The 20477-nt window shown below is 38.2% G+C and carries 16 protein-coding genes; 8 read left to right on the forward strand and 8 right to left on the reverse strand.

Annotation, left to right across the window (positions count from 1 at the left end):
- Position 1: 1 nt before the first annotated feature.
- On the reverse strand, positions 2–1804 hold the full coding sequence (locus tag EWM59_RS14995; RefSeq protein WP_130021957.1) for an alpha-amylase family glycosyl hydrolase: 1803 nt from the start codon (positions 1802–1804) through the stop codon (positions 2–4).
- 102 nt (positions 1805–1906) lie between these two features.
- Here EWM59_RS14995 and EWM59_RS15000 point away from each other — a divergent pair, with 102 nt between their 5' ends.
- From EWM59_RS15000 to EWM59_RS15015, 4 genes are all read left to right on the forward strand, one after another.
- Positions 1907–3781, forward strand: a complete 1875-nt coding sequence (locus EWM59_RS15000) for a glycoside hydrolase family 13 protein (RefSeq protein WP_130021959.1) — start codon at positions 1907–1909, stop codon at positions 3779–3781.
- Positions 3782–3956: 175 nt separating this feature from the next.
- Positions 3957–4607 carry a beta-phosphoglucomutase gene (gene pgmB / locus EWM59_RS15005; protein ID WP_130021961.1) on the forward strand — a complete coding sequence of 217 codons (651 nt, stop codon included), beginning with the start codon at positions 3957–3959 and terminating at the stop codon, positions 4605–4607.
- Between the two features lie 106 nt (positions 4608–4713).
- Positions 4714–7035, forward strand: a complete 2322-nt coding sequence (locus tag EWM59_RS15010) for a family 65 glycosyl hydrolase domain-containing protein (protein ID WP_130021963.1) — start codon at positions 4714–4716, stop codon at positions 7033–7035.
- A 1-nt stretch (position 7036) separates the two neighbouring features.
- Complete coding sequence (locus tag EWM59_RS15015; RefSeq protein WP_130021965.1) at positions 7037–7684, forward strand: hypothetical protein; 648 nt, start codon at positions 7037–7039, stop codon at positions 7682–7684.
- Positions 7685–7755: 71 nt separating this feature from the next.
- Here EWM59_RS15015 and EWM59_RS15020 read toward each other — a convergent pair whose 3' ends face one another.
- The 6 genes from EWM59_RS15020 to EWM59_RS15045 all read right to left on the reverse strand — a co-directional run bounded on the left by EWM59_RS15020 (position 7756) and on the right by EWM59_RS15045 (position 12613).
- Complete coding sequence (locus EWM59_RS15020) at positions 7756–8481, reverse strand: hypothetical protein (protein ID WP_130021967.1); 726 nt, start codon at positions 8479–8481, stop codon at positions 7756–7758.
- Positions 8482–8573: 92 nt separating this feature from the next.
- The gene (locus tag EWM59_RS15025; RefSeq protein ID WP_130021969.1) at positions 8574–9128 is read right to left on the reverse strand and encodes a DinB family protein; all 555 of its coding nucleotides are present in this window, start codon (positions 9126–9128) and stop codon (positions 8574–8576) included.
- A 45-nt stretch (positions 9129–9173) separates the two neighbouring features.
- Entirely contained in the window at positions 9174–9638 is a 465-nt protein-coding gene (locus EWM59_RS15030) for a DinB family protein (RefSeq protein WP_130021971.1), read from the reverse strand.
- A gap of 142 nt (positions 9639–9780) precedes the next feature.
- Positions 9781–10605 carry an enoyl-CoA hydratase/isomerase family protein gene (locus tag EWM59_RS15035; RefSeq protein ID WP_130021973.1) on the reverse strand — a complete coding sequence of 275 codons (825 nt, stop codon included), beginning with the start codon at positions 10603–10605 and terminating at the stop codon, positions 9781–9783.
- Positions 10605–11435, reverse strand: a complete 831-nt coding sequence (locus EWM59_RS15040; RefSeq protein WP_130021975.1) for a hydroxymethylglutaryl-CoA lyase — start codon at positions 11433–11435, stop codon at positions 10605–10607. Before EWM59_RS15040 ends, EWM59_RS15035 begins: the two co-directional genes overlap by 1 nt.
- Positions 11436–11461: 26 nt before the next feature.
- Entirely contained in the window at positions 11462–12613 is a 1152-nt protein-coding gene (locus EWM59_RS15045) for an acyl-CoA dehydrogenase family protein (protein WP_130021977.1), read from the reverse strand.
- Positions 12614–12754: 141 nt separating this feature from the next.
- Here EWM59_RS15045 and EWM59_RS15050 point away from each other — a divergent pair, with 141 nt between their 5' ends.
- From EWM59_RS15050 to EWM59_RS15065, 4 genes are all read left to right on the forward strand, one after another.
- Positions 12755–14359: an acyl-CoA carboxylase subunit beta gene (locus tag EWM59_RS15050; RefSeq protein ID WP_130021979.1), complete on the forward strand. Its 1605-nt coding sequence runs from the start codon at positions 12755–12757 to the stop codon at positions 14357–14359.
- A 154-nt stretch (positions 14360–14513) separates the two neighbouring features.
- Complete coding sequence (locus EWM59_RS15055; RefSeq protein ID WP_130021981.1) at positions 14514–17375, forward strand: M12 family metallo-peptidase; 2862 nt, start codon at positions 14514–14516, stop codon at positions 17373–17375.
- A gap of 358 nt (positions 17376–17733) precedes the next feature.
- On the forward strand, positions 17734–18450 hold the full coding sequence (locus tag EWM59_RS15060) for a ferritin-like domain-containing protein (RefSeq protein WP_130021983.1): 717 nt from the start codon (positions 17734–17736) through the stop codon (positions 18448–18450).
- A 12-nt stretch (positions 18451–18462) separates the two neighbouring features.
- Positions 18463–19260 carry a ferritin-like domain-containing protein gene (locus EWM59_RS15065; RefSeq protein ID WP_130021985.1) on the forward strand — a complete coding sequence of 266 codons (798 nt, stop codon included), beginning with the start codon at positions 18463–18465 and terminating at the stop codon, positions 19258–19260.
- A gap of 104 nt (positions 19261–19364) precedes the next feature.
- On the opposite strand, the gene EWM59_RS15070 is transcribed toward EWM59_RS15065, so the two are convergent.
- Positions 19365–20471 (reverse strand): MBL fold metallo-hydrolase, encoded by a 1107-nt coding sequence (locus EWM59_RS15070; protein ID WP_130021987.1) that lies wholly within the window; start codon positions 20469–20471, stop codon positions 19365–19367.
- Between the last annotated feature and the right edge of the window lie 6 nt (positions 20472–20477).

Genomic DNA, 20477 nt, shown 5'->3' on the forward strand with positions numbered 1-20477 from the left:
TTTATTTAATCTCAAATATCAGCACACTGTTTTTCGGAATATCAACTTTTACTTTGTCGGCTTTTCCTTCTTCAATAACTAATTTATTACCAAAAACTCCTTTAAAAGTATATTTTTGAGAAGGGTCAAGCTTCATCATTTCCCATGCACCAACGGGGATATTAACAGCAGTTGAATATGAATTTTCTAAGTCAAAGTTGCAAATAAACAATAATTTTTGCTTTTCGGTAAATCTCAGGTAACTAAATATTTTTTGGTCGTTATAATGAGGTGCCTGACCGTTATTATTCACGTATTGTAAATCGAAGAATTGTCCATTCCGCACAGCATCGCTGGTATTCACAAATTTTAGTAAATCGGCATAGAATTTCCTTATTTTCTTTTGTTCGGTAGTCATTTTACCACCATCATATTTATGGTCATTCACCCAATTCTGAAACTCCGGCACACCCCAGTAATCAAAAATAGTAGTACGTCCGTCATCGCCGCTAAAGCCTTCCGCTACATTAGGATTTACCCCTAACTCCTGTCCGAAATACAGCATGACTGGCCCCGAATGGAGCGTAGCACTCACAATCATTGAGGGAATTGCTTTAAAGGCATCTCCAACAAAAAACTTGGAACAGATGCGGTGTTCGTCATGATTCTCTAAAAAACGAATCATCTGATTGGCAAAATTTCCTGACTCATTCTGCCAGACCTTCGTAATATCGTTAGCATCTCCCCCACCCTGCATCAAACGTCTTAAACCATCATATAAACCCACTTTATCATACAGATAATCGAATTTACCTTCGGCAATGTAAGACCAGTAAGCCGATGGGTTATAGATTTCTGCAATGAAAATCAGATGAGGGTTTACTTTTTTCACCTCGGGTATTACCCAGCCCCAAAACTCTTTAGGAACCATTTCTGCCATGTCGCATCTGAAACCATCTATACCTTTCGAAGCCCAGAAAAGAAGAATGTCTTTCATTTTCAACCAGGTATTGGGCACAGGATTAAAATGCGTACTGCGATTATCCAGATAGTCAATGCCGTAGTTAAGTTTTACAGTTTCAAACCAGTCGTTTATACTGGGAATGGAAGTAAAAACATCATTTCCTGTTGCTTTAGCTGGATTTTCTATAAAGGGTTCGGCAACTTTCACAGGCGGATTCACATTTTCAGGAACCACAAACTGCTGCCCTTCTATGTAGTAGAAATTATTATTAGGCGCAAAACTTTTCAATTTATCATCATCTTCACCTAAGTCTTTTACGTGTGGTGGTTTCACATCAGAATGGTATTGACGTGCTACGTGGTTAGGCACAAAATCTATGACTACCTTCAAATCATTTTTATGGCTTCGCTTCACCAATGACTCAAATTCTTTCATCCTGTTTTTTACATTTACAGCTAAGTCGGGGTCAACATCGTAGTAGTCTTTAACTGCATAAGGCGAGCCTGCCATTCCTTTTACCACCAGTGGATTATCTTTCTGAATACCATATTTAGAATAATCTGTCATGGTTGCGTGTTCAATTACACCCGTGTACCATACATGAGATACACCAAATTTCTTTAAAGCCTGCAAGGCTTTGTCGTTGATGTCATTAAACTTTCCACAACCATTTTCCTTGATTGTTCCGTTGAATTTGTTTGTTGTTTTGGTATTGCTGAATAACCTCGTGTAGATTTGATAAACCACCAGTTTATCGGTTTTTTTTTCACTTTCTTTTTTTTCTTTGGTCATTTTTGTAGGGGTTTGCGCTATTGCCCAGTTATAAAAGAATAACACCGCAAAGCATATAATCTTATACATCTTGCACATAGGTTAAAGTGTTTTCAAATCTAATGAGTATTTTTTTATGAAAAAAAACTTTGTTTGTGTTATTTTGCCAGATAAACGAAACACTTTACCTCTATGAAATCCCTGTCAAAATCGGCAATTCTTGTTTTTGTACAATTATTACTATTTACTGAACTTTTTGGACAAAAACCTGATTTGCAACGAATCAACCCTACCAACTGGTGGGTAGGCATGAAAAACCCCAACCTCCAAATCTTGCTTTATGGCAATAATATAGCTGCTCAGCAACTCACTTTACAACCCTATGCAGGGGTAAAAATAAAAAAGACAAATAAGGTCGAAAACCCGAATTATCTATTTGTAGACTTAGAAATTGCCAAAACTACCAAGGCAGGAAAACTGGCTTTTACCTTGGGAACAGGAGCAGATGCCCTGAAAATTGATTATGAGCTAAAATCGAGAACAGCCAAACCACAAGCCGTAACGCAGGCAGATGTGGTTTATCTGATTATGCCTGACCGTTTCTCTAACGGAGACGAAACCAATGATAAATTTGACAATATGGTTGATAATAATTCTGATAGAAAAAACCCTTGGTTGCGTCATGGAGGAGATTTACAGGGTATTATCAATCATTTAGATTATATCAAAGAATTAGGCGCTACTTCTATCTGGCTTACCCCTGTTGTTGAAAATAACCAGCCTGTTACCAATGAAGGCGGTACTATGCGCAGTGCGTATCATGGTTATGGTTTTACAGACCATTATAATGTTGACAAAAGATTAGGAGGGAATGAAGCCTACCTGAAACTTATTAAAGTTGCCCACGAGAAAGGCATTAAAGTGATACAGGATGCTGTGTATAACCATGTGGGTATCAACCACTGGTTTTTAAGAGATATGCCTTCGAAAGACTGGCTGAATCGGTGGGATAGCTATACCAATACTTCTTATAAAGATCAACCAATATTCGACATTCATGCCTCAGAATACGACAAAAAAGTAACGTCAAATGGTTGGTTTGTACCCTTTTTACCTGATTTGAATCAGAAAAACCCGTTTCTGGCAAACTTTCTGATTCAACATGCCCTCTGGACAATCGAATATTTTGATATTGACGCCTGGCGGATTGACACATATATTTATAATGATATGGAGTTTATGAACAGGTGTAATAAGGCTATTTTAGACGAGCACCCCACTATGTTGATTTTTGGAGAGTCGGCCGTAGGAACAGTTGTCAGTCAGTCATACTTCACCAAAAACAATTTTAATATTCCCTTTAAATGCAATCTACCTTCAAGCTGTGATTTTCAGGTTCAGAGTGCCATTAACACTGCTTTGAACGAAAAATTCGGATGGAGTGAAGGTGTAAATCGGTTATATCAGGTAATTGCACAGGACATGGTTTATCAGAACCCTGAAAGATTAGTGCCTTTTGTTGAAAACCATGATAGCGACAGATATTTCTCTGTCATCGGCGAAGACTTTAATAAATATAAGATGGGGCTTACATGGCTTTATACCTTACGGGGGATTCCACAAATGTATTATGGCACAGAAATTCTGATGAAAAACTTTAAAAATCCAACCGATGCCGAGGTGAGGAAAGATTTTCCGGGGGGCTGGGCTGGCGACAAAGAAAATAAATTTGTAGCAAGTGGCCGAAATGACAAAGAAAATGAAGCATTTGAGTGGAACAAGAAACTTCTGAATTATCGCAAAACATCAGAGGCTATTACTCAGGGTAAGATGAAACAATTTTTACCATTCGACGGGATTTATGTGTATTTCAGATATACAGATAAACAACGTGTAATGGTTGTCAGCAACTCTAATACTACTGAAAAAGAAATCAGCACTAAAAATTTTGCCGAGATTTTAAAAACGTCTCAATCTGCAAAAAATATCATGACTGGTGAGACCCTGAATGATATAAAAAACATAAAAGTTCCTCCAATGACAGCCCTTATCTTAGAGATTAATTAAGTTCACTTATTAAAAAAATACAATTAAGCGCAATTTTCTGGCTAACAACAATTGCGCTTAGAAAAACTATTTGTTAATTTGTAATACCGCAGAAAATAATTATTTGGGTTTATAGACGACGGATAGTTTACAGCTACAAACCTGATTAAGATTGCCAAAACAACCCAAGAAAAAGATGATTAAAGCATTCCTATTTGATTTAGACGGAGTAATCGTTGATACTGCCATATACCACTATCAGGCCTGGAAACAGATGGCAAATGGTTTAGGGTTTGATATTTCAGAAGAATTTAATGAGCAACTGAAAGGGGTCAGCCGTATGGACTCGCTGGACATTATACTGACACATGGCGGGATTGAACTAAGTCAGGAAGAAAAATTAGCTTTAGCTACCCAAAAAAATGAAAATTATCTTAATCTGGTTAGCAAAATGAGTCCTGAAGATATTCTGCCGGGAGTAACCGACTTTTTTGCACAGGTAAAAAAAGAAAATATTAAAACAGCACTGGGTTCAGTAAGTAAAAATGCCAAGTTAATTTTGGAAAGCATTGGTATGTCTGATGATTTTGATGCCATTATTGATGGTACTAAAATAGCTAAAGGCAAACCAGACCCGGAAGTGTTTCTGAAAGGTGCTGAAGAACTGGTTGTATTACCAGAAGAATGTCTGGTGTTTGAAGATGCAGTGGCAGGCGTAGAAGCAGGCAAAAACGGTGGCATGAAAGTAGTAGGTATTGGCAAAAAGGAGGTACTTACACAAGCCGATGTAGTTTTTGAAAATCTTGTAGGCGTTGATATTCATGAATTATTAGCCCAGATAAATTAACCTTGCGTATTAGACTTTAAGACAGTTACGATTTCCAAAGAAGATAACTAATTACAAAACACTTACTTTAACCTTTAATAAGCGACAACCGCTATAAAAAACGCGTATGAAAAATTATATTGTCCATGATGAATGGTGCATTATTGAAGAGGGTTTTCATCCGGAATATAACGAAATTACTGAGAGTCTGATGAGCCTGGGAAATGGACGTATGGGAGGCAGAGGTAATTTCGAAGAAAAATATTCAGGTAAAACCCTACAAGGTAATTATGTAGCCGGTGTATGGTTTCCTGACAAAACTCGTGTAGGTTGGTGGAAAAATGGTTATCCTAATTATTTTGCCAAAGTACTAAATGCTTGTAACTGGACTGGTATTGACCTTGAGATTGACGGAGAGACCCTTGATTTAGCCAGATGTGAAGTGTCTGAATTCAGACGTGTGCTGAATATGCAGGAAGGAACACTTGAACGCTCTTTTGTGGTAAAACTCCCCTCAGGTAAATCTTTAAAAATAAACACGCTACGATTTTGTAGTTTAAAAGACGACGAAGCCGGAGCCATAAGCTATTCCATTACACCGCTGAATTTTTCAACACAAGCTAAATTAACCGTTTCTTTAGATGGAGATATTTCTAATAAAGACTCTAACCACGGAGAAAAATTCTGGAATGAGATTAGCAAAGAAACAACACATGGTGAGTGTTATCTAACCTTAGAAACCAAAAAGTCTAAATGGGACTCGGTGCCTACTTTTCAGGTTTGTACAGGCATGAAGTTCGAGTGTTTCAAGGGTGGCGAGTCAGTCGATTGTCAAACCATGCCTATCAAAAAGGATAAGTATGTAGCCAATGAAGTAAAATTATCATTGAAGCAAAACGAAGAAACCGTGATTTATAAATATGCGGTGAATCTGTCCTCTGAAAATTATCCAGTTGAAAACCTTACGGCTGAGGCCAAAAATTATCTGGCAAGAATTACAGCTAAAGGTTTTAATCAAATGTTAGAGGAGCAGATACTAACCTGGAAAGCCAAATGGGAAGGGAATGATATTCAGATTGATGGCGATGTGGCGGCACAACAAGGGATAAGATTTAATATTTTTCATCTACAACAAACTTATACCGGAGAAGATTCAAGACTGAATATTGGCCCTAAAGGATTTACAGGTGAAAAATATGGCGGCTCTACCTACTGGGATACAGAGGCCTACTGCCTGCCTTTTTATCTTTCAACGTCAGAACAAAAAGTTGCACGTAATTTATTGGTTTACAGACACAATCATCTGAAAAGAGCTATTGAGAATGCTGAAAAACTCGGCTTTTCAAATGGTGCTGCTTTATACCCGATGGTTACAATGAATGGAGAAGAATGTCATAATGAATGGGAAATTACCTTTGAAGAAATTCATCGCAACGGAGCTATTGCCTATGCCATCTATGACTATATCAGATATACAAACGATGAAAACTATCTGCAAGAATATGGCTTGGAAGTTTTAATCGGAATTGCCAGATTCTGGTCTCAACGCATCAACTGGTCATCGGCGCAGCAAAAATATGTAATGCTCGGGGTTACAGGACCAAACGAATATGAAAACAATGTGAATAATAACTGGTACACCAACTATCTGGCAGTATGGTGTCTGAAATATACGCTTGAAGCCCTTGAAAAAGTTAAATCAAATCCCTTCAGATATGAACAGATTGTAAACCTGACCAGTTTCGACGAAACTGCTGAAACATCAAAATGGAAAAACATTATCAAAAATATGTATTTCCCTTATGATGCCGAGCGGGAAGTATTTCTTCAACAGGATGGTTTTCTTGATAAAGAGTTATTGACCGTACATGATATTGCAGAACACCGCCCTATTAACCAGAAATGGTCATGGGATAGAATTTTAAGGTCTTGCTTTATCAAACAGGCCGATGTTTTGCAAGGTTTGTATTTCTTTGAAGATGATTTTTCAGTAGATGTATTGCGTAAAAACTTTGATTTTTACGAGCCTATGACCGTTCATGAATCATCTTTATCTCCTTGTGTGCATGTTATACAGGCAGCTAAATTGGGCAAGAAAGATAAAGCGTATGAAATGTATGTCAGAACAGCCCGTTTAGACCTTGATGATTATAATAATGATACTGAAGACGGGCTTCATATCACCTCTATGGCAGGAACCTGGATGTCGGTTGTAAAAGGATTTGGTGGGATGCGTATCAAAGAGAATACGCTCGCATTCAGTCCATTTTTGCCGGAACAATGGCAGAGTTTTTCTTTTAGAGTAGGATTCAGACAAAATGCTTTACAAGTAGCCATCTTTCATGATTATATTACGATTGATAACCTTTCAGAAACGCCTATCTCAGTATTAGTAGAAGCCGACAGAGTAACTATTAAAGGTCTGGAAACGGTAAATATTCCTCACTAAAATGGACTTCGACCCAAGCAATAGAATTGTTCAGTTATGTGCTGAAGGTATGAATGCAGAATTTGAGGGCAGGTTAGAAGCGTCTGAAAAGCTATTCAAACAGGCATGGGAATCGGCATCTGATAATTTTGAGGCTTTTATCGCTGCACATTATATAGCCCGGAGACAAAATTCTTTAACAGATAAGCTAACATGGAATTTAGAATCGTTTGAGTTGGCAAAAAAAGTTGAAGGAGATGCGATGCAGAAATATTTCCCATCGCTTTGCTTGAACGTCGGCAAATCTTACGAAGACCTTGGACAAAATCAGGAAGCCATTCAATATTATCAATTAGGGGCTGACTATGCAGATGCTCTTTCAACTAACCCTTACGGAAATATGATAAAGTCTGGAATTACCGAGGGTTTGAAAAGAATGAATGCTTTAGAAAACCAAAATCCCGTTTTAGATTCATTAATTGATAAATGGTGTGAGAGAAAAGAATTAAAACCTTTATCTTTTATTCTACCTGCTTATGTAAGCAATGCAGGAACGCCATTAGATAAAGGTAAAATCATAAGTGCGTTAAGCTACCTGAGTGCCGCTAAATGTTTAAATGAAGAAGATCAGAAAATATTAGAAGAATTGATTATCAGTTTTCAGCATTAGAAAATACTATATAAAAAAATGGCTCTTAATCCCTTTAAGAGCCATTTTTTTATATAAAGATTATTATCGATCTAATTCACCACAGGTCTTTTCATCATTCTGAATGCCCTCCTGAAACCACCAACCAAAGCCCAGATACCCAGACCCAAAAGGGCTAATCCCCCTATGACGCCCAAAGCTACTGAACCTGAAGCGCCTCCGCATTGGATACCGCAAACTAATACTACAATGCCAAGGCCAAGCAAAATTATACCAAGTATGATTAATAAAACTTTAGCAGATTGGTCAGCTTTTGGCCGAAGCAAAGTTGATTTTTTTATTTTGGCAATGGCATTTTTAAAATAATTCTTGAAAACTGTTTTGGTAGTGAGCATGGAACTTTCTGACTCCCCTACAGTTGTGTTGGTAAGGGTAACTGCCAGAATCGAAAAAGGATAACTATAAGTGGGTTTAATTCCCATTTCAGCAATACGCACATGCTCATAATAGGCTGCTGTCTGATTACCAATGAATCCCCATAAGCCTGCGGCAGACAAGCAAGCCACTAATTGCATTACTTTTAATCTATAATAATACTTATGGATTAGTTCTTTGGCATTGAAAGGGTAAACCACACAAATACCAATATTAATAATAAACATAGCCAACAAAAATGCAATAGAAAGTGAAGTACCCTCAAAAAACATTTCGGCTCCCAGTACGAAAGCCATGCGGCATTGAATGTAAAATAAAACAGGAAGAATAATGAAACGAACGAGCGTGGGGTGCTTCCCTGCCCACTTGGTAAGTGTAAACATAGTCGTATGGATTTTTGAGTGAATTTAATTTTTCTCAAAATTATAAGAACTATTTATACATTTCCAAGTTTTTTCTATATTTTATTTATTTTTCAGTACTCATCATCAAAACCTTCACTGAAATAACGGCTACTTCTCATGTCTTCCTCATCATCAAACTTGCTGCTTTTAGGTGCCATTTTCTTCAGAATTCCAATCTGTCCGTTATGGTAAAGGTCATGATTGATAATACCATGCAGAAGCGTATAGAAATCATATTCACTACCCGGAACTATTTCAGCCAGAAAATCATCAGTTTTGTCTTCAAGGCTGCTCATCAGTTCATCATGGCTCAGGGTAAGTTCCATCTGAAGGGTTTCCCACTCAAACTCATCAATTTCCTTTAAATTCCCCCAGTTCTGTTTTTCCGTTTTAATATCAAAATCAGCTTCTCCCTGAATTTTCTTTAAAGCAAAAATTCTCCAGGTCGTCATGTGGTAAACTAATTCAGCAATAGTATGAATTCCTTTCTGACGGTTTCCGGCAGTTTTAGGCTTTATATCTTTGACATTCTCCAATACCGATGGGCCATGCCATGAACCGCCATGAAAAGCGGCATTCAATAAAGTTTTAATTCTGTCTATTTCTTTAGTTTGTAGTTCTTCCATTATATTTTAAATCTAATTCTATTGCTAACGTTTAAATATGCCTTATTATTCCCATAAAACCCAAATCATACCTAAATGATAGGTATCATGCTGAATTAATCCTGTTAATAATTTATAATAATTGTAGTCCTGACCCGGTACTAATTTAACCAGTAATTCATCGTCAAAATTTTCTAATTTTAACAGTAATTCTTCCTGATTCTTCTTTAACTGACTGACAAGATTCGGCCAGTTGGCTTGTGTAATGTCCTCCTCGGTTCCGTAATTTTCTTCTTCACTTACTAAATCAAAACGTATGTTTCCATTCAGTTTTTCTAAAACAAATTTTCTCCAGATACCAAGGTGGAAAATTATCTGACAAATTGTGTATTTAGAGTATTCTTTTCTGGTATCAACTACATCTATAGACATTGAGTTGATAAATTCCATTACAGCAGGGCCATGCCAGGCATCTCCTCTAAAAACAGTGTCAAGGTTATCAATAATTTTGTCAAGCTCATTACGATTCATGCGTACCTCTCTTAATTTTCGCCAAAAATAACATTAAAATTCCGGACTGCAAATTTACCATAAGCGGAATGCCGTTCAAAGAAAGGATTTGAATACTTTACAGCAAAAAATATTCCTGAAATTTATTGAGTAGCCCTATTTTTTAACGATTCTGCCAGACAGCCTTCCTTTTTTCTTTAAATGCCACAATACCTTCTTGTGCATCAGATGATTGGCGAACCTCCTGCAAAAGGTTAATCAGATATACGTGTTGCTCATTTTCAGGAATTTCAGACAGATGCTGACAGGCTTCAATGCCTTTTTTAATGGCAAAAGGTGCGCCACTTAAAATTGTATGAATTAAATGATGAGTATCTTCTTCAATGGCGTCATCAGTAGAAACCTGACTGACTAAACCTAAATCCAAAGCCTCTCTTGCTGAATATTTTTTACCTAAAATACACATTTCCAATACTTTCCGCTGAGGTATAATTTTTAACAAAGTCGCCATTACCTGAAAAGGGAAAATCCCTCTTTTTACCTCAGGCAAACTAAAATTAGCCTTTTCTGTCGCTATCACAAATGTACAACCTCCAATCAATAAAAATCCGCCTGCTAATACGTCACCTTTTACTTTTGCTACACATGGTTTCGATAAACTTTTGAAAGCATCTCCTAAAGTTATTTCTTTCTCCGGCTTAGGCAAATGGTTATTACTACTATCAAGGTCAGGATTCTGAAATACGTTTAAATCCATTCCGGCACAAAAAACAGGCCCTTCTGCCTCTATTAATATACACCAGATATTATCCTGCATGTTGGCATAAGCCAAGGCCAGCGCAATCTCCTGTACCATTGTCGGGGTAAAGGCATTCCGCTTTTCAGGTCTGCTGAGGGTAATAATAAACAGGTTTTCTCTGAGTTCTGTTTTTATCATTTTCAGCTCAATGGCTGAGAAAAAAGCAATTGCAGTTTCTGAAAAATACATCAGGCAATGAGGTTTTGAAAAGCAATTTTTAAAGACTCTATTTTATCAGTATCAGCATTTCCTATATAAGATAGAATATTTTCGGTTGGCATATTACCTACCAGTTCATCTGCCGCCATCGGGCACCCACCATATCCTGCTATGGCTCCATCAAATCTTCGGCAACCTGCTATGTAGGCACTTTCTATTTTTTCTTTCCAGGTATCAGGGGTTGTATGCAGATGTGCCCCAAACTCCAGGTCAGGATGTTTTGGTATCAGGTTTTTGAATAAATAACCAATATTTTCAGGTGTGGCTACACCAACTGTATCTGACAAAGAAAATATGCTTATTCCGAGTTGTTTCAATTGCTCTATCCAGTCTAAAACAATTTCTGCATTCCAGGCATCACCATAAGGATTGCCGAAACCCATAGAAAGGTATAATACCAGTTGTTTAGCTGATTTTACACAAATTTCCTGAATCAACTTTACTCTTTCCAATGATTCGGCTATGGTAGCATTGGTATTTCTTAACTGAAAGGTTTCTGAAACTGAAAAGGGATACCCTAAATAAGTGATTTGAGGATATAGTGCCGCTTCAATGGCTCCCCTTTCATTAGCAATAATCGCTAAGAGTTTAGTTTTCGTATTAGAGAAGTCCAACCCTTCCACAACGGCTTTCGTATCAGCCATTTGAGGGATAGCTTTTGGCGAAACGAAGCTACCAAAATCAATCGTGTCAAAAAGATTGCTTGCCAATAAATGGTTAATATAATTAACCTTTTTTTGTGTCGGAATAAAATCATGAAGCCCCTGAATAGCGTCTCTCGGGCATTCAATTATCTTCATAGCGCTGATTAGTAGCTCCTTCTACTTTATTTTCTGGTAATTTCTCTGGCAATTACCACTTTCTGAATTTCTGAAGTACCCTCTCCTATCGTGCATAGTTTGGCATCTCTATAGTATTTCTCCGCCGGATAATCCTTCGTGTAGCCATATCCTCCATGTATCTGAACACCCTCGTTTGCTACTTCAACCGCCGTTTCAGAAGCATATAATTTGGCCATTGCCGACACTTTAGTTACCTTCTTACCAGTATCTTTTAGAAAACCCGCTTTTCGGGTTAAGAGTTCTGAAGCTTCAATTTTAGTTGCCATATCTGCCAGTTTAAAACTTATTCCCTGAAAATTTATGATAGTTTTTCCGAATTGTTCTCTTTCCTGGGCATACTTCAAAGCCGCATCTAAAGCTCCTTTGGCAATACCCAAAGAAAGGGCAGCAATAGAAATACGTCCTCCGTCCAGAATCTTTAAAGATTGGATAAAACCATCACCTACATTTCCGAGAATATTATCTTTATGTACCCGACAGTTATCAAAGAACAAACACGCCGTTTCACTGGCACGCATACCCAATTTATTCTCTTTTTTTCCGGCAGAAAAACCCGGTGTATCTTTTTCAATCACAAAAGCAGTCATGCCATGAGAATCTCCTTTCTCTCCGGTACGGGCAATAACTACTGCCACATTTGAGCTAATGGCATGGGTAATGAAGTTTTTAGACCCATTCAGTACAAAATAATCACCATCTTCTACGGCCGTGGTTGCCATTCCTCCCGCATCCGAACCTGTACCTGTTTCGGTCAGTCCCCATGCACCAATCCACTCACCAGAGGCTAATTTGGGTAAGTACTTTTGTTTTTGCGTTTCGTTGGCAAAAGTCAGGATATGATTAGTACATAATGAATTATGGGCAGCTACAGATAAACCGATTGACCCGCAAACCTGCGAAATTTCGTCAATGATGGTGATATACTCCTGATAACCCAGACCCGAGCCACCATAGTTTTCGGGTACAAGTACGCCCATAAAGCCAAATTCACCCATTTTATGAAAGAGGTCAACCGGGAATTTCTGGGTTTCATCCCACTCCATAACATGTGGTCGAATATAGTTTTCGGCAAAGTCTTTGGCACTTTGGCGAATCATTTCAAGCTCTTCGTCTGTCTCTAATTCAAAAACTGTCATATCTTTATTTGTTGGTTGTTGAGAATTAGTTGCAATACTAATTATTTTTTTGACAACTATTTGTCATATTTACAGAAAAATTGTTCAATATTAAGAATTAATATCATTATTTTGCCTTACTAACGAAATTAATCAAATATTATGCTAAGTCTGGAATCGCTTATAGAAGAATTGAATCAAAAGAAAAAACAAATAAAATCAGGTGGAGGTTTAAAAAAAATTCAGGCACATAAAGCCAAGGGCAAAATGACTGCCTGGGAACGCATTGAGTACCTGATTGATAAAGAATCTGAGTTTGTTGAGTTTGGGGTATTTGCTGGCGAAGGAATGTATGAAGAAGAAGGAGGTTGCCCGAATGGCGGAGTAATTTGTGGGATAGGTTATGTGAGTGGAAAAATGTGTGTGATTGTATCAAATGATGCCACCGTAAAGGCCGGAGCTTGGTTTCCGATTACGGCTAAGAAAAACCTGAGAGCGCAGGAAATTGCTATGGAAAACCAGTTACCAATCATTTATCTGGTTGACTCTGCCGGTGTTTTTCTACCTATGCAGTCAGAAGTTTTTCCTGACAAAGAACATTTCGGACGCATATTCCGGAATAATGCACAGATGTCATCAATGGGGATTCCTCAGGTCGCGGCCATTATGGGCAGTTGCGTGGCAGGTGGGGCTTATCTTCCTATTATGTCAGACTATGCCTTAATTGTAGAGGGTACCGGGTCTGTTTTTCTGGCAGGGTCTTATCTGGTAAAATCTTCTATCGGCGAAGAGATAGACAATGAAACATTAGGCGGGGCTACTACGCATTGTGAGATTTCAGGTGTTACTGATAATAAATTTCCGAATGATGCAGCTTGTTTGGATGAAATCAGAAATATTTTTGATAAAATGGGGCATAATGTCAAAGCAGGTTTTGACAGAAAACCCTCACTCCCACCCTTAAAAGACCCAGAAGAAATCTATACCATTTTACCGACAGATAGAGTAAAACCATATGACATGGTTGAAATTATTGAGCGGATAGTTGACGATTCAGTTTTTGACCAATACAAAAAAGGATACGGCCAAACCATTCTCTGCGGTCTAGCAAGAGTTGACGGTTGGGCAGTCGGAATTGTTGCTAATCAGCGTAAAATTGTAAAATCGAAAAAAGGAGAAATGCAAATGGGTGGCGTTATCTATTCAGATTCTGCCGATAAAGCCGCCCGATTTATTATGAACTGTAATCAGCAGAAAATACCATTGGTATTTTTGCAGGATGTTACTGGTTTTATGGTAGGTAGTCGTTCGGAACATGGCGGCATCATTAAAGACGGAGCAAAGATGGTGAATGCAATGGCCAATTCGGTAGTACCCAAGTTCACCTTTATAGTTGGCAACTCTTATGGTGCCGGAAATTACGCCATGTGTGGCAAAGCTTACGACCCCCGATTGATTTACTCATGGGTAACAGGGCAAATGGCTGTCATGAGCGGCGCATCTGCTGCCAAAACGCTCCTCCAGATTCAGGAAGCTGCCTTAAAAGCAAAAGGTGTAGAGATTTCAGAAGAAAAAGAAAAGGAACTCTTAACTACCATAACCGATAAATACAATTCTCAGTTAAGCCCTTATTATGCTGCCTCGCACTTATGGGTCGATGGTGTAATTGACCCTTTGGAAACCAGAAAAATTATTTCAATGGGCATCGAGGCGGCGAATCATGCGCCTATCACCAAAAGATATAACGTCGGAGTCATTCAGACTTAATACCATAAGATAAAAACTAATACAAAATCTAAAGAATGCTATTTTTTAATAGTAAATTGCAGAAACAATGCTTCCACTAAATAACTATTTTGTAGGAAGCATTTTTTATTCCAGAAAGTAGTATCATTCATCACTCCCCTTTAACTCATTGTTTATGAAAAAAACTTTATTCTTTTTCTCTTTTTATCTTGCCTCAATTAGTAGTTTACTGGCGCAGAACTCAGTCAGAAAAGTAACTATAGATGTCACTTCATTTCAACAACAATTAGCGGCAACCAAGCATGAATCTGTTTTAGGTATTGGCAATGCCAAAAACTCAGAAACAATTATAACCCTGCCTATGCCAGATGGCACATCTGCTCAGTTCAGAGTGGTTGAATATTCTATATTACCCGCAGGTATTGATAGTGATGCCAAAACATATTTAGGCGAGCAAGTGGGCAATCCTGCTGTTGGCTGTCGAATTACCTTAACCAAAGAGAAACTAATTGCGGTTATTCAATCTAACGGTCAGATGATTGTGATAGAACCAGACGCACAGTCCACTATTTCTAATACTTATAATGTTTATCAACAAACAAGTGAGGCCTTTGAGTGTAATGTGAATGAAGCTTTACTAAAAAACGGTCGTATCAAAGAGATTACCGGAACAAACGATTACACCAACGGTACAAGCCTGCGAACTTACAGAATGGCTATTATAGTTACCAATGAATTTTATACCACAAGAGGTAATACCAATACTGCCATTAACAACGAATTAGCGGCCATTTTTAATAGCCTTAATGGTTTGTACGAGAAAGAAATGGCCGTCAGATTTACCCTTAAATCTCCTGTTAACCCTGCAAGTGCCAATGTTTTCTTTCGTAAAACAGAGAACACAAATTCATATTATCAGAATGTGGACGTCATCCGTGCACAAATGAATACGATATATGGTGTATCTAATTATGATATAGGACACGCGCTTCATACTGTAGGCGGCGGTTTGGCCTATTATGGGGTCTGTAGCAATGATTATAAAGGAGGGGGCTGGTCTGGCAGTACCACACCAAGTAGTTTTTTAATATTGGCACATGAGGTTGGTCATCAGTTTACCGCACCCCATACTTTTAATGGGAATGGTAGTGCTGCATGTAATATAGGTAACAGAAATACCCCTACAGCCTATGAGCCTGGTAGTGGTTCTACCATTATGTCTTATCATGGTCTTTGTGCCATCACTCAAAATCTGACCGGACCGAAAGAATCCTATTTCCATACCAACTCATTGGACAATATGATTAACTATATTCAAACCGGAACAGGAAGCACTTGCGGCACTCCTACTGCTACAGGCAATAGTGCTCCGGTAGTTAATGCTGGTACAGCTTATACCATTCCTAAAAATACACCTTTTACTTTAATCGGTTCTGCCACTGATGCCAATGGCGATGCACTTACTTTTACCTGGGAAGAGTATGACCAGCCTATGGCAAGTGATTCAGGGAAATTAGGACACACCAATAATGCCGTAGGTAGTACAACTGCGCCATTATTCAGAAGCAAGCACTCCTTATCGCCTGTAAGAAATTTTCCTGACATGGCTTTTGTTTTAAATAATAGTAACAATCCACCGGATACAGAAGGTGAGGATTTACCAAATGTAGGCAGAACAATGGTTTTTCGATTAACTGCCAGAGATAATCGTGCCGGAGGCGGTGGAGTGGATATGCACTCCCTAACCATTACAGTAGATGGGAATAAAGGTCCATTGGCCGTAACCGCACCTAATGGTGCTGAAAGTTGGGCGGCTGGTACAGCCAAAACCATTTCCTGGAGTGTAAATAGTACCAACGCTTTAAGTGCTAATGTAAATATTTTACTTTCGATTGATGGTGGAAGTAGTTATCCTTTTACCTTAGCAGCTTCCACTACTAACGATGGTTCTGAAAGTGTAAATATCCCTGCTTATATTCCTAACTCTACTACAGCAAGGGTTAAAATAGTAAGTACCAATAGTGCAACAGCCGAGTTTTTTGATGTAAGTAATGCCAATTTCACCATCACTTCAAATTGTAACGCTACTACATCATTTATATGCCCGGACAATGAAGTTTCAGGTAATAGTGGTGCTCCGGTATTCAATTTAGGATTAACCAAAACAATTGGAAGTTTATACTTTAATAAAAGTAAAACCATTAGTTTTACTGGTGGGTCTATAAGACCAGTTGTAGTATACACTGATGAAAATAAAACAGCTTGTCAAGTCCATTCATGGAATGTTAATTCTAAATTAGTAACATTTAGAGTAACTAAAACAGGTTCATACACTATTTCAGCACTACGCAATGGCACAAGCATTGCTCCTTTCAGTATTTTTAGTGCGCTTACCTTTAATTGTGCTAATCTTACTGGTTCTAATGCTTACGGTGCAGTTAGCTGGTCTTCTAATGCAGCAATAACACTAAATGAGTGTACAACCTATTACGCCCTGGTTTATGACTTTTATGATGACTCTTCATTTAGTTTTAACTTTAGCGGCTCGGGAGATATTATTGATGTTCAAACTGAACCAGCAGGTTTGAGCTATACCTATTTAGCCGTTAATCAAACCAGCGGGCTAATTTCAGCTGTATCGTCCTCTTCAAACTTTACTTCATTGCCCGGAGGTACTTATCAGGTATATGGTGTTTCTTATGCAACTGGTTTCGATACCAATACTATGCTTAATAAAACGATGAGCCAGGCTTATGCTTTAGGTGGCTGTATTCTTTTCAGCAATAACAGCAAAAAGCTGACAATTATAGCATCGCCTTGTCCAACTAACTTAACACTCACCAACCCTGCTAACAATATCACTTCAGGTAATGTTACCCGATTAGCTTCAGCTACCAACGGAAAAATAACTGCCACCAATCATATTACCGGAGGAAACACCAAAGCAGCCTATATGGCGAAAGCCGTGGAGTTGAACGCAGGATTTAAGGCAGAAACCGGAGTTGTTTTTACTGCAGAAACCGGAGGGTGTAACTAATTTTTTTCTATGTTCTTCTCAAAAGCCCTATGCGTTTGGTATAGGGCTTTGTTTTAAAATATGAGAGAAATCTTCTACAAAATTTCATCAAACTTATAGGTGCAAGTAAAAATATTCCCCAAACAAAGTACATTTATCTTACTTTAAACAAGTGGTATAGTTTTTTATACTTGAAGAATAATATTCGGCAAATTTTTGAAAGTATAGAATAATACCAATGCGTTCAACTCTTTTAGAAAAAAACTTCTCTTGAAGAAATCCGTTTAGATTGAAACCTCGTAAATATTAGTATTACAATAAATAAATTAAATCCAATCGTAGCTTTCAACGGCTATTCATCTAAAACAATTTCATGCCCATGGAAACACAGAATCTGGGTTCATCGCCTGATGTGCGCTCGAAAAATGAATCAGTAAAATCCGTAGACAGACGCAACTTTTTAAGAAGTGCCGGAATGACAACCGTTGCCGGAGCAGTATTTTTAGCTGGTTGCGACAAAGATGATGACATGACACCTACTCCTACCTCGGTTGATTTGGGTAGTGGTGATGTAGGAATCCTGAATTATGCTTATGCGCTCGAACAATTAGAAGCTGCTTTTTACACACAGGTAGTTGCTACACCTTTTTCAGGCATTACAGATGCTGAAAGATCAATGCTTACCGATATTCGTGACCACGAAATCATCCACAGAGATTTTCTTAAAGCGGCACTTGGCAATAATGCCATAGCTGGCCTTGAAGTAAATTTCTCTTCTATTGATTTTACGAGCAGAGCCAGTGTTTTAGGAGCAGCTAAGCTATTTGAAGATACAGGCGTACAAGCGTACAATGGTGCAGGTAACCTGATTAAAGATGCCAATTATCTATTAATAGCCGGTAAAATTGTATCAGTTGAGGCACGTCATGCAGCAGCTATCAGAGATTTGTTGATGCCTAATTCAACTTCGTTTGCAGGTGATGATATCATAGATGCTAAAGGACTTGATAAGGCCGTAAAACCAGCAGATATTCTGGCAGCGGTTAAGCCTTATGTGAAAACGACTATTACAGCATCAAATCTTCCAACTTCTTAATTCAATCAGACAATGAATATTTTCAATATATTATCAGAAATAGAGAAAGTGGACGCAGACGTTCACGAAAGACTTGAGCATATTTCAAGACGCAGCATGTTTAGCACTATTGGTAAAAAAGTTTCAGCTTATGCACTTCCTGCTTTATTGGCAACCACCATTCATAAAGCCTATGCGGCAACTCCGGGAGCCATAGATGTACTGAATTATGCGCTGACACTTGAGTACCTCGAAGATGAATTTTATAAAATGGGTAATGCCGCTGCAAATCTCATCCCTGCTGCTGAGAAACCAATTTTTACTCAGATTGGTAAACATGAAACAGCTCACGTTGCATTTTTATTGGCGGCTTTAGGAAACAAAGCAGTAGCTAAACCTAAATTTGACTTTACAGCTAAAGGTGCATTTGCCGATGTTTTCACTAATTATAAAACATTTGCCATTGTTTCGCATGCTTTAGAAGATACAGGTGTAAGAGCTTATAAAGGACAAGCAGGAAATCTGATGGCGGCTGAAGATAAACCTTTATTAGAATATGCTTTACAGATTCACTCAGTTGAAGCACGCCATGCCTCGGTTGTTCGTCGTCTGTTAAACACTAAAGGCTTTGTACCAGGCGCAAAAGGCTGGATTACGTTGAACCAAGGTACACCTGCTGCTGTATATGCCGCAGATGATAATCTGACTCAAGGCGGAGTAAATCTGAAAGGTCTTGCCGGAAAATCAGATGAAGCTATTTCAGAAGCATTTGATGAGCCATTAAACAAAGAACAGGTGTTAGCAATTGCCACCCCTTTCATTGCGGCATAAGATATTTTGAAAGTAATTCTCTAAAAGACAACAGCTTACCCTTTACGTATATATTAAAGGGTAAGCTGTTTATTATTTACCAAACTAATAAATTTTCTTATTAATTAGGCATTCCACCACACTTTATCAGGGTTTTTCTCTCCTATTACAACGGGCTCTCCAATCATGGGTGTAGTAATGGGCAGTTGACTTTTTTCTGCGGCTACTACTAATCTTTGAATAGGCTCATTCCATGAGTGATTAGCCAATACAAATTTTCCCCAATGCACCGGAAGTAATAGTTTAGCCCCTAAGTCTAAAGCAGCCTGAGCCGTTTGTTCCGGAAACATATGTATATAAGGCCACTCTTTACCGTATTGCCCGTTTTCAAGCATTGCAATATCAAAAGGGCCATATTTATCGCCAATTTCCTTAAAATGTGTGTCATAGCCTGAATCTCCGCCAAGAAAAAGTTTGTAGCCATGTATTGAAAGTATAAAAGCCGACCATAAGGTCTTTCCTCTTGCGAGGCTTCTCCCCGAGAAATGACGTGCCGGAGCAGCTACAATCTCAATGTCATCGCTTACTTTGTGTTTATCCCACCAGTCAAATTCAACAATTTTTGATGGTTCAACTCCCCAGTATTCTAAGTGAGACCCTACCCCTAAAGATACACAAAACTGTTTCACCTTGGGTATGAGTTGTACTACTGTCTGATAATCAAGATGGTCATAATGGTCATGCGAGAGAAATAGTATATCAATTTCAGGCAAATCATCGACTTTATAAATATCTGCGCCTGCAAATGCTTTGCCAAAAGATCCGAAAGGCGAAACAGAACCACTCATTACCGGGTCAATCATGATGGTTACATTTTTAGATTTGATAAAATAAGTAGAATGCCCAAACCATACAATGGTAGGCTTATCTGCGCTTAAATTCTTCAAATCTGTTTTAACTGAAGGTAAAGGTGTTGAGGGTTTCACATCTTTTGGCTTACTAAAAAACTCTCTCATCATTTTCAGATAAGAAGCATCTTCGAGCGTAACAGAAGTAGGTGATAAATTCTGAAATGAATCGTTTTTATAATGGGCAGATTTCAGAATCTTTTTAAGCCTTTCACCAGATGGATTTTTACCGAAAAATTTTTGTCTCATAAAAATAATTGTACCTATAACTGCAAGGGTGATAAACGAAGAAAAGACAATAAAAGTCCTTCGGGTAAATTTCATAATAGT

The organism is Emticicia agri (assembly GCF_004168285.1).
Lineage (GTDB): Bacteria > Bacteroidota > Bacteroidia > Cytophagales > Spirosomataceae > Emticicia > Emticicia agri.

Excerpts from the sequence above, each read along its gene's own strand:
- EWM59_RS14995 (WP_130021957.1), bottom strand. The coding sequence starts at position 1,804 with ATGTATAAGATTATATGCTTTGCGGTGTTATTCTTTTATAACTGGGCA.
- EWM59_RS15000 (WP_130021959.1), top strand. The coding sequence starts at position 1,907 with ATGAAATCCCTGTCAAAATCGGCAATTCTTGTTTTTGTACAATTATTA.
- pgmB (WP_130021961.1), top strand. The coding sequence starts at position 3,957 with ATGATTAAAGCATTCCTATTTGATTTAGACGGAGTAATCGTTGATACT.
- EWM59_RS15010 (WP_130021963.1), top strand. The coding sequence starts at position 4,714 with ATGAAAAATTATATTGTCCATGATGAATGGTGCATTATTGAAGAGGGT.
- EWM59_RS15015 (WP_130021965.1), top strand. The coding sequence starts at position 7,037 with ATGGACTTCGACCCAAGCAATAGAATTGTTCAGTTATGTGCTGAAGGT.
- EWM59_RS15020 (WP_130021967.1), bottom strand. The coding sequence starts at position 8,481 with ATGTTTACACTTACCAAGTGGGCAGGGAAGCACCCCACGCTCGTTCGT.
- EWM59_RS15025 (WP_130021969.1), bottom strand. The coding sequence starts at position 9,128 with ATGGAAGAACTACAAACTAAAGAAATAGACAGAATTAAAACTTTATTG.
- EWM59_RS15030 (WP_130021971.1), bottom strand. The coding sequence starts at position 9,638 with ATGAATCGTAATGAGCTTGACAAAATTATTGATAACCTTGACACTGTT.
- EWM59_RS15035 (WP_130021973.1), bottom strand. The coding sequence starts at position 10,605 with ATGTATTTTTCAGAAACTGCAATTGCTTTTTTCTCAGCCATTGAGCTG.
- EWM59_RS15040 (WP_130021975.1), bottom strand. The coding sequence starts at position 11,435 with ATGAAGATAATTGAATGCCCGAGAGACGCTATTCAGGGGCTTCATGAT.
- EWM59_RS15045 (WP_130021977.1), bottom strand. The coding sequence starts at position 12,613 with ATGACAGTTTTTGAATTAGAGACAGACGAAGAGCTTGAAATGATTCGC.
- EWM59_RS15050 (WP_130021979.1), top strand. The coding sequence starts at position 12,755 with ATGCTAAGTCTGGAATCGCTTATAGAAGAATTGAATCAAAAGAAAAAA.
- EWM59_RS15055 (WP_130021981.1), top strand. The coding sequence starts at position 14,514 with ATGAAAAAAACTTTATTCTTTTTCTCTTTTTATCTTGCCTCAATTAGT.
- EWM59_RS15060 (WP_130021983.1), top strand. The coding sequence starts at position 17,734 with ATGGAAACACAGAATCTGGGTTCATCGCCTGATGTGCGCTCGAAAAAT.
- EWM59_RS15065 (WP_130021985.1), top strand. The coding sequence starts at position 18,463 with ATGAATATTTTCAATATATTATCAGAAATAGAGAAAGTGGACGCAGAC.
- EWM59_RS15070 (WP_130021987.1), bottom strand. The coding sequence starts at position 20,471 with ATGAAATTTACCCGAAGGACTTTTATTGTCTTTTCTTCGTTTATCACC.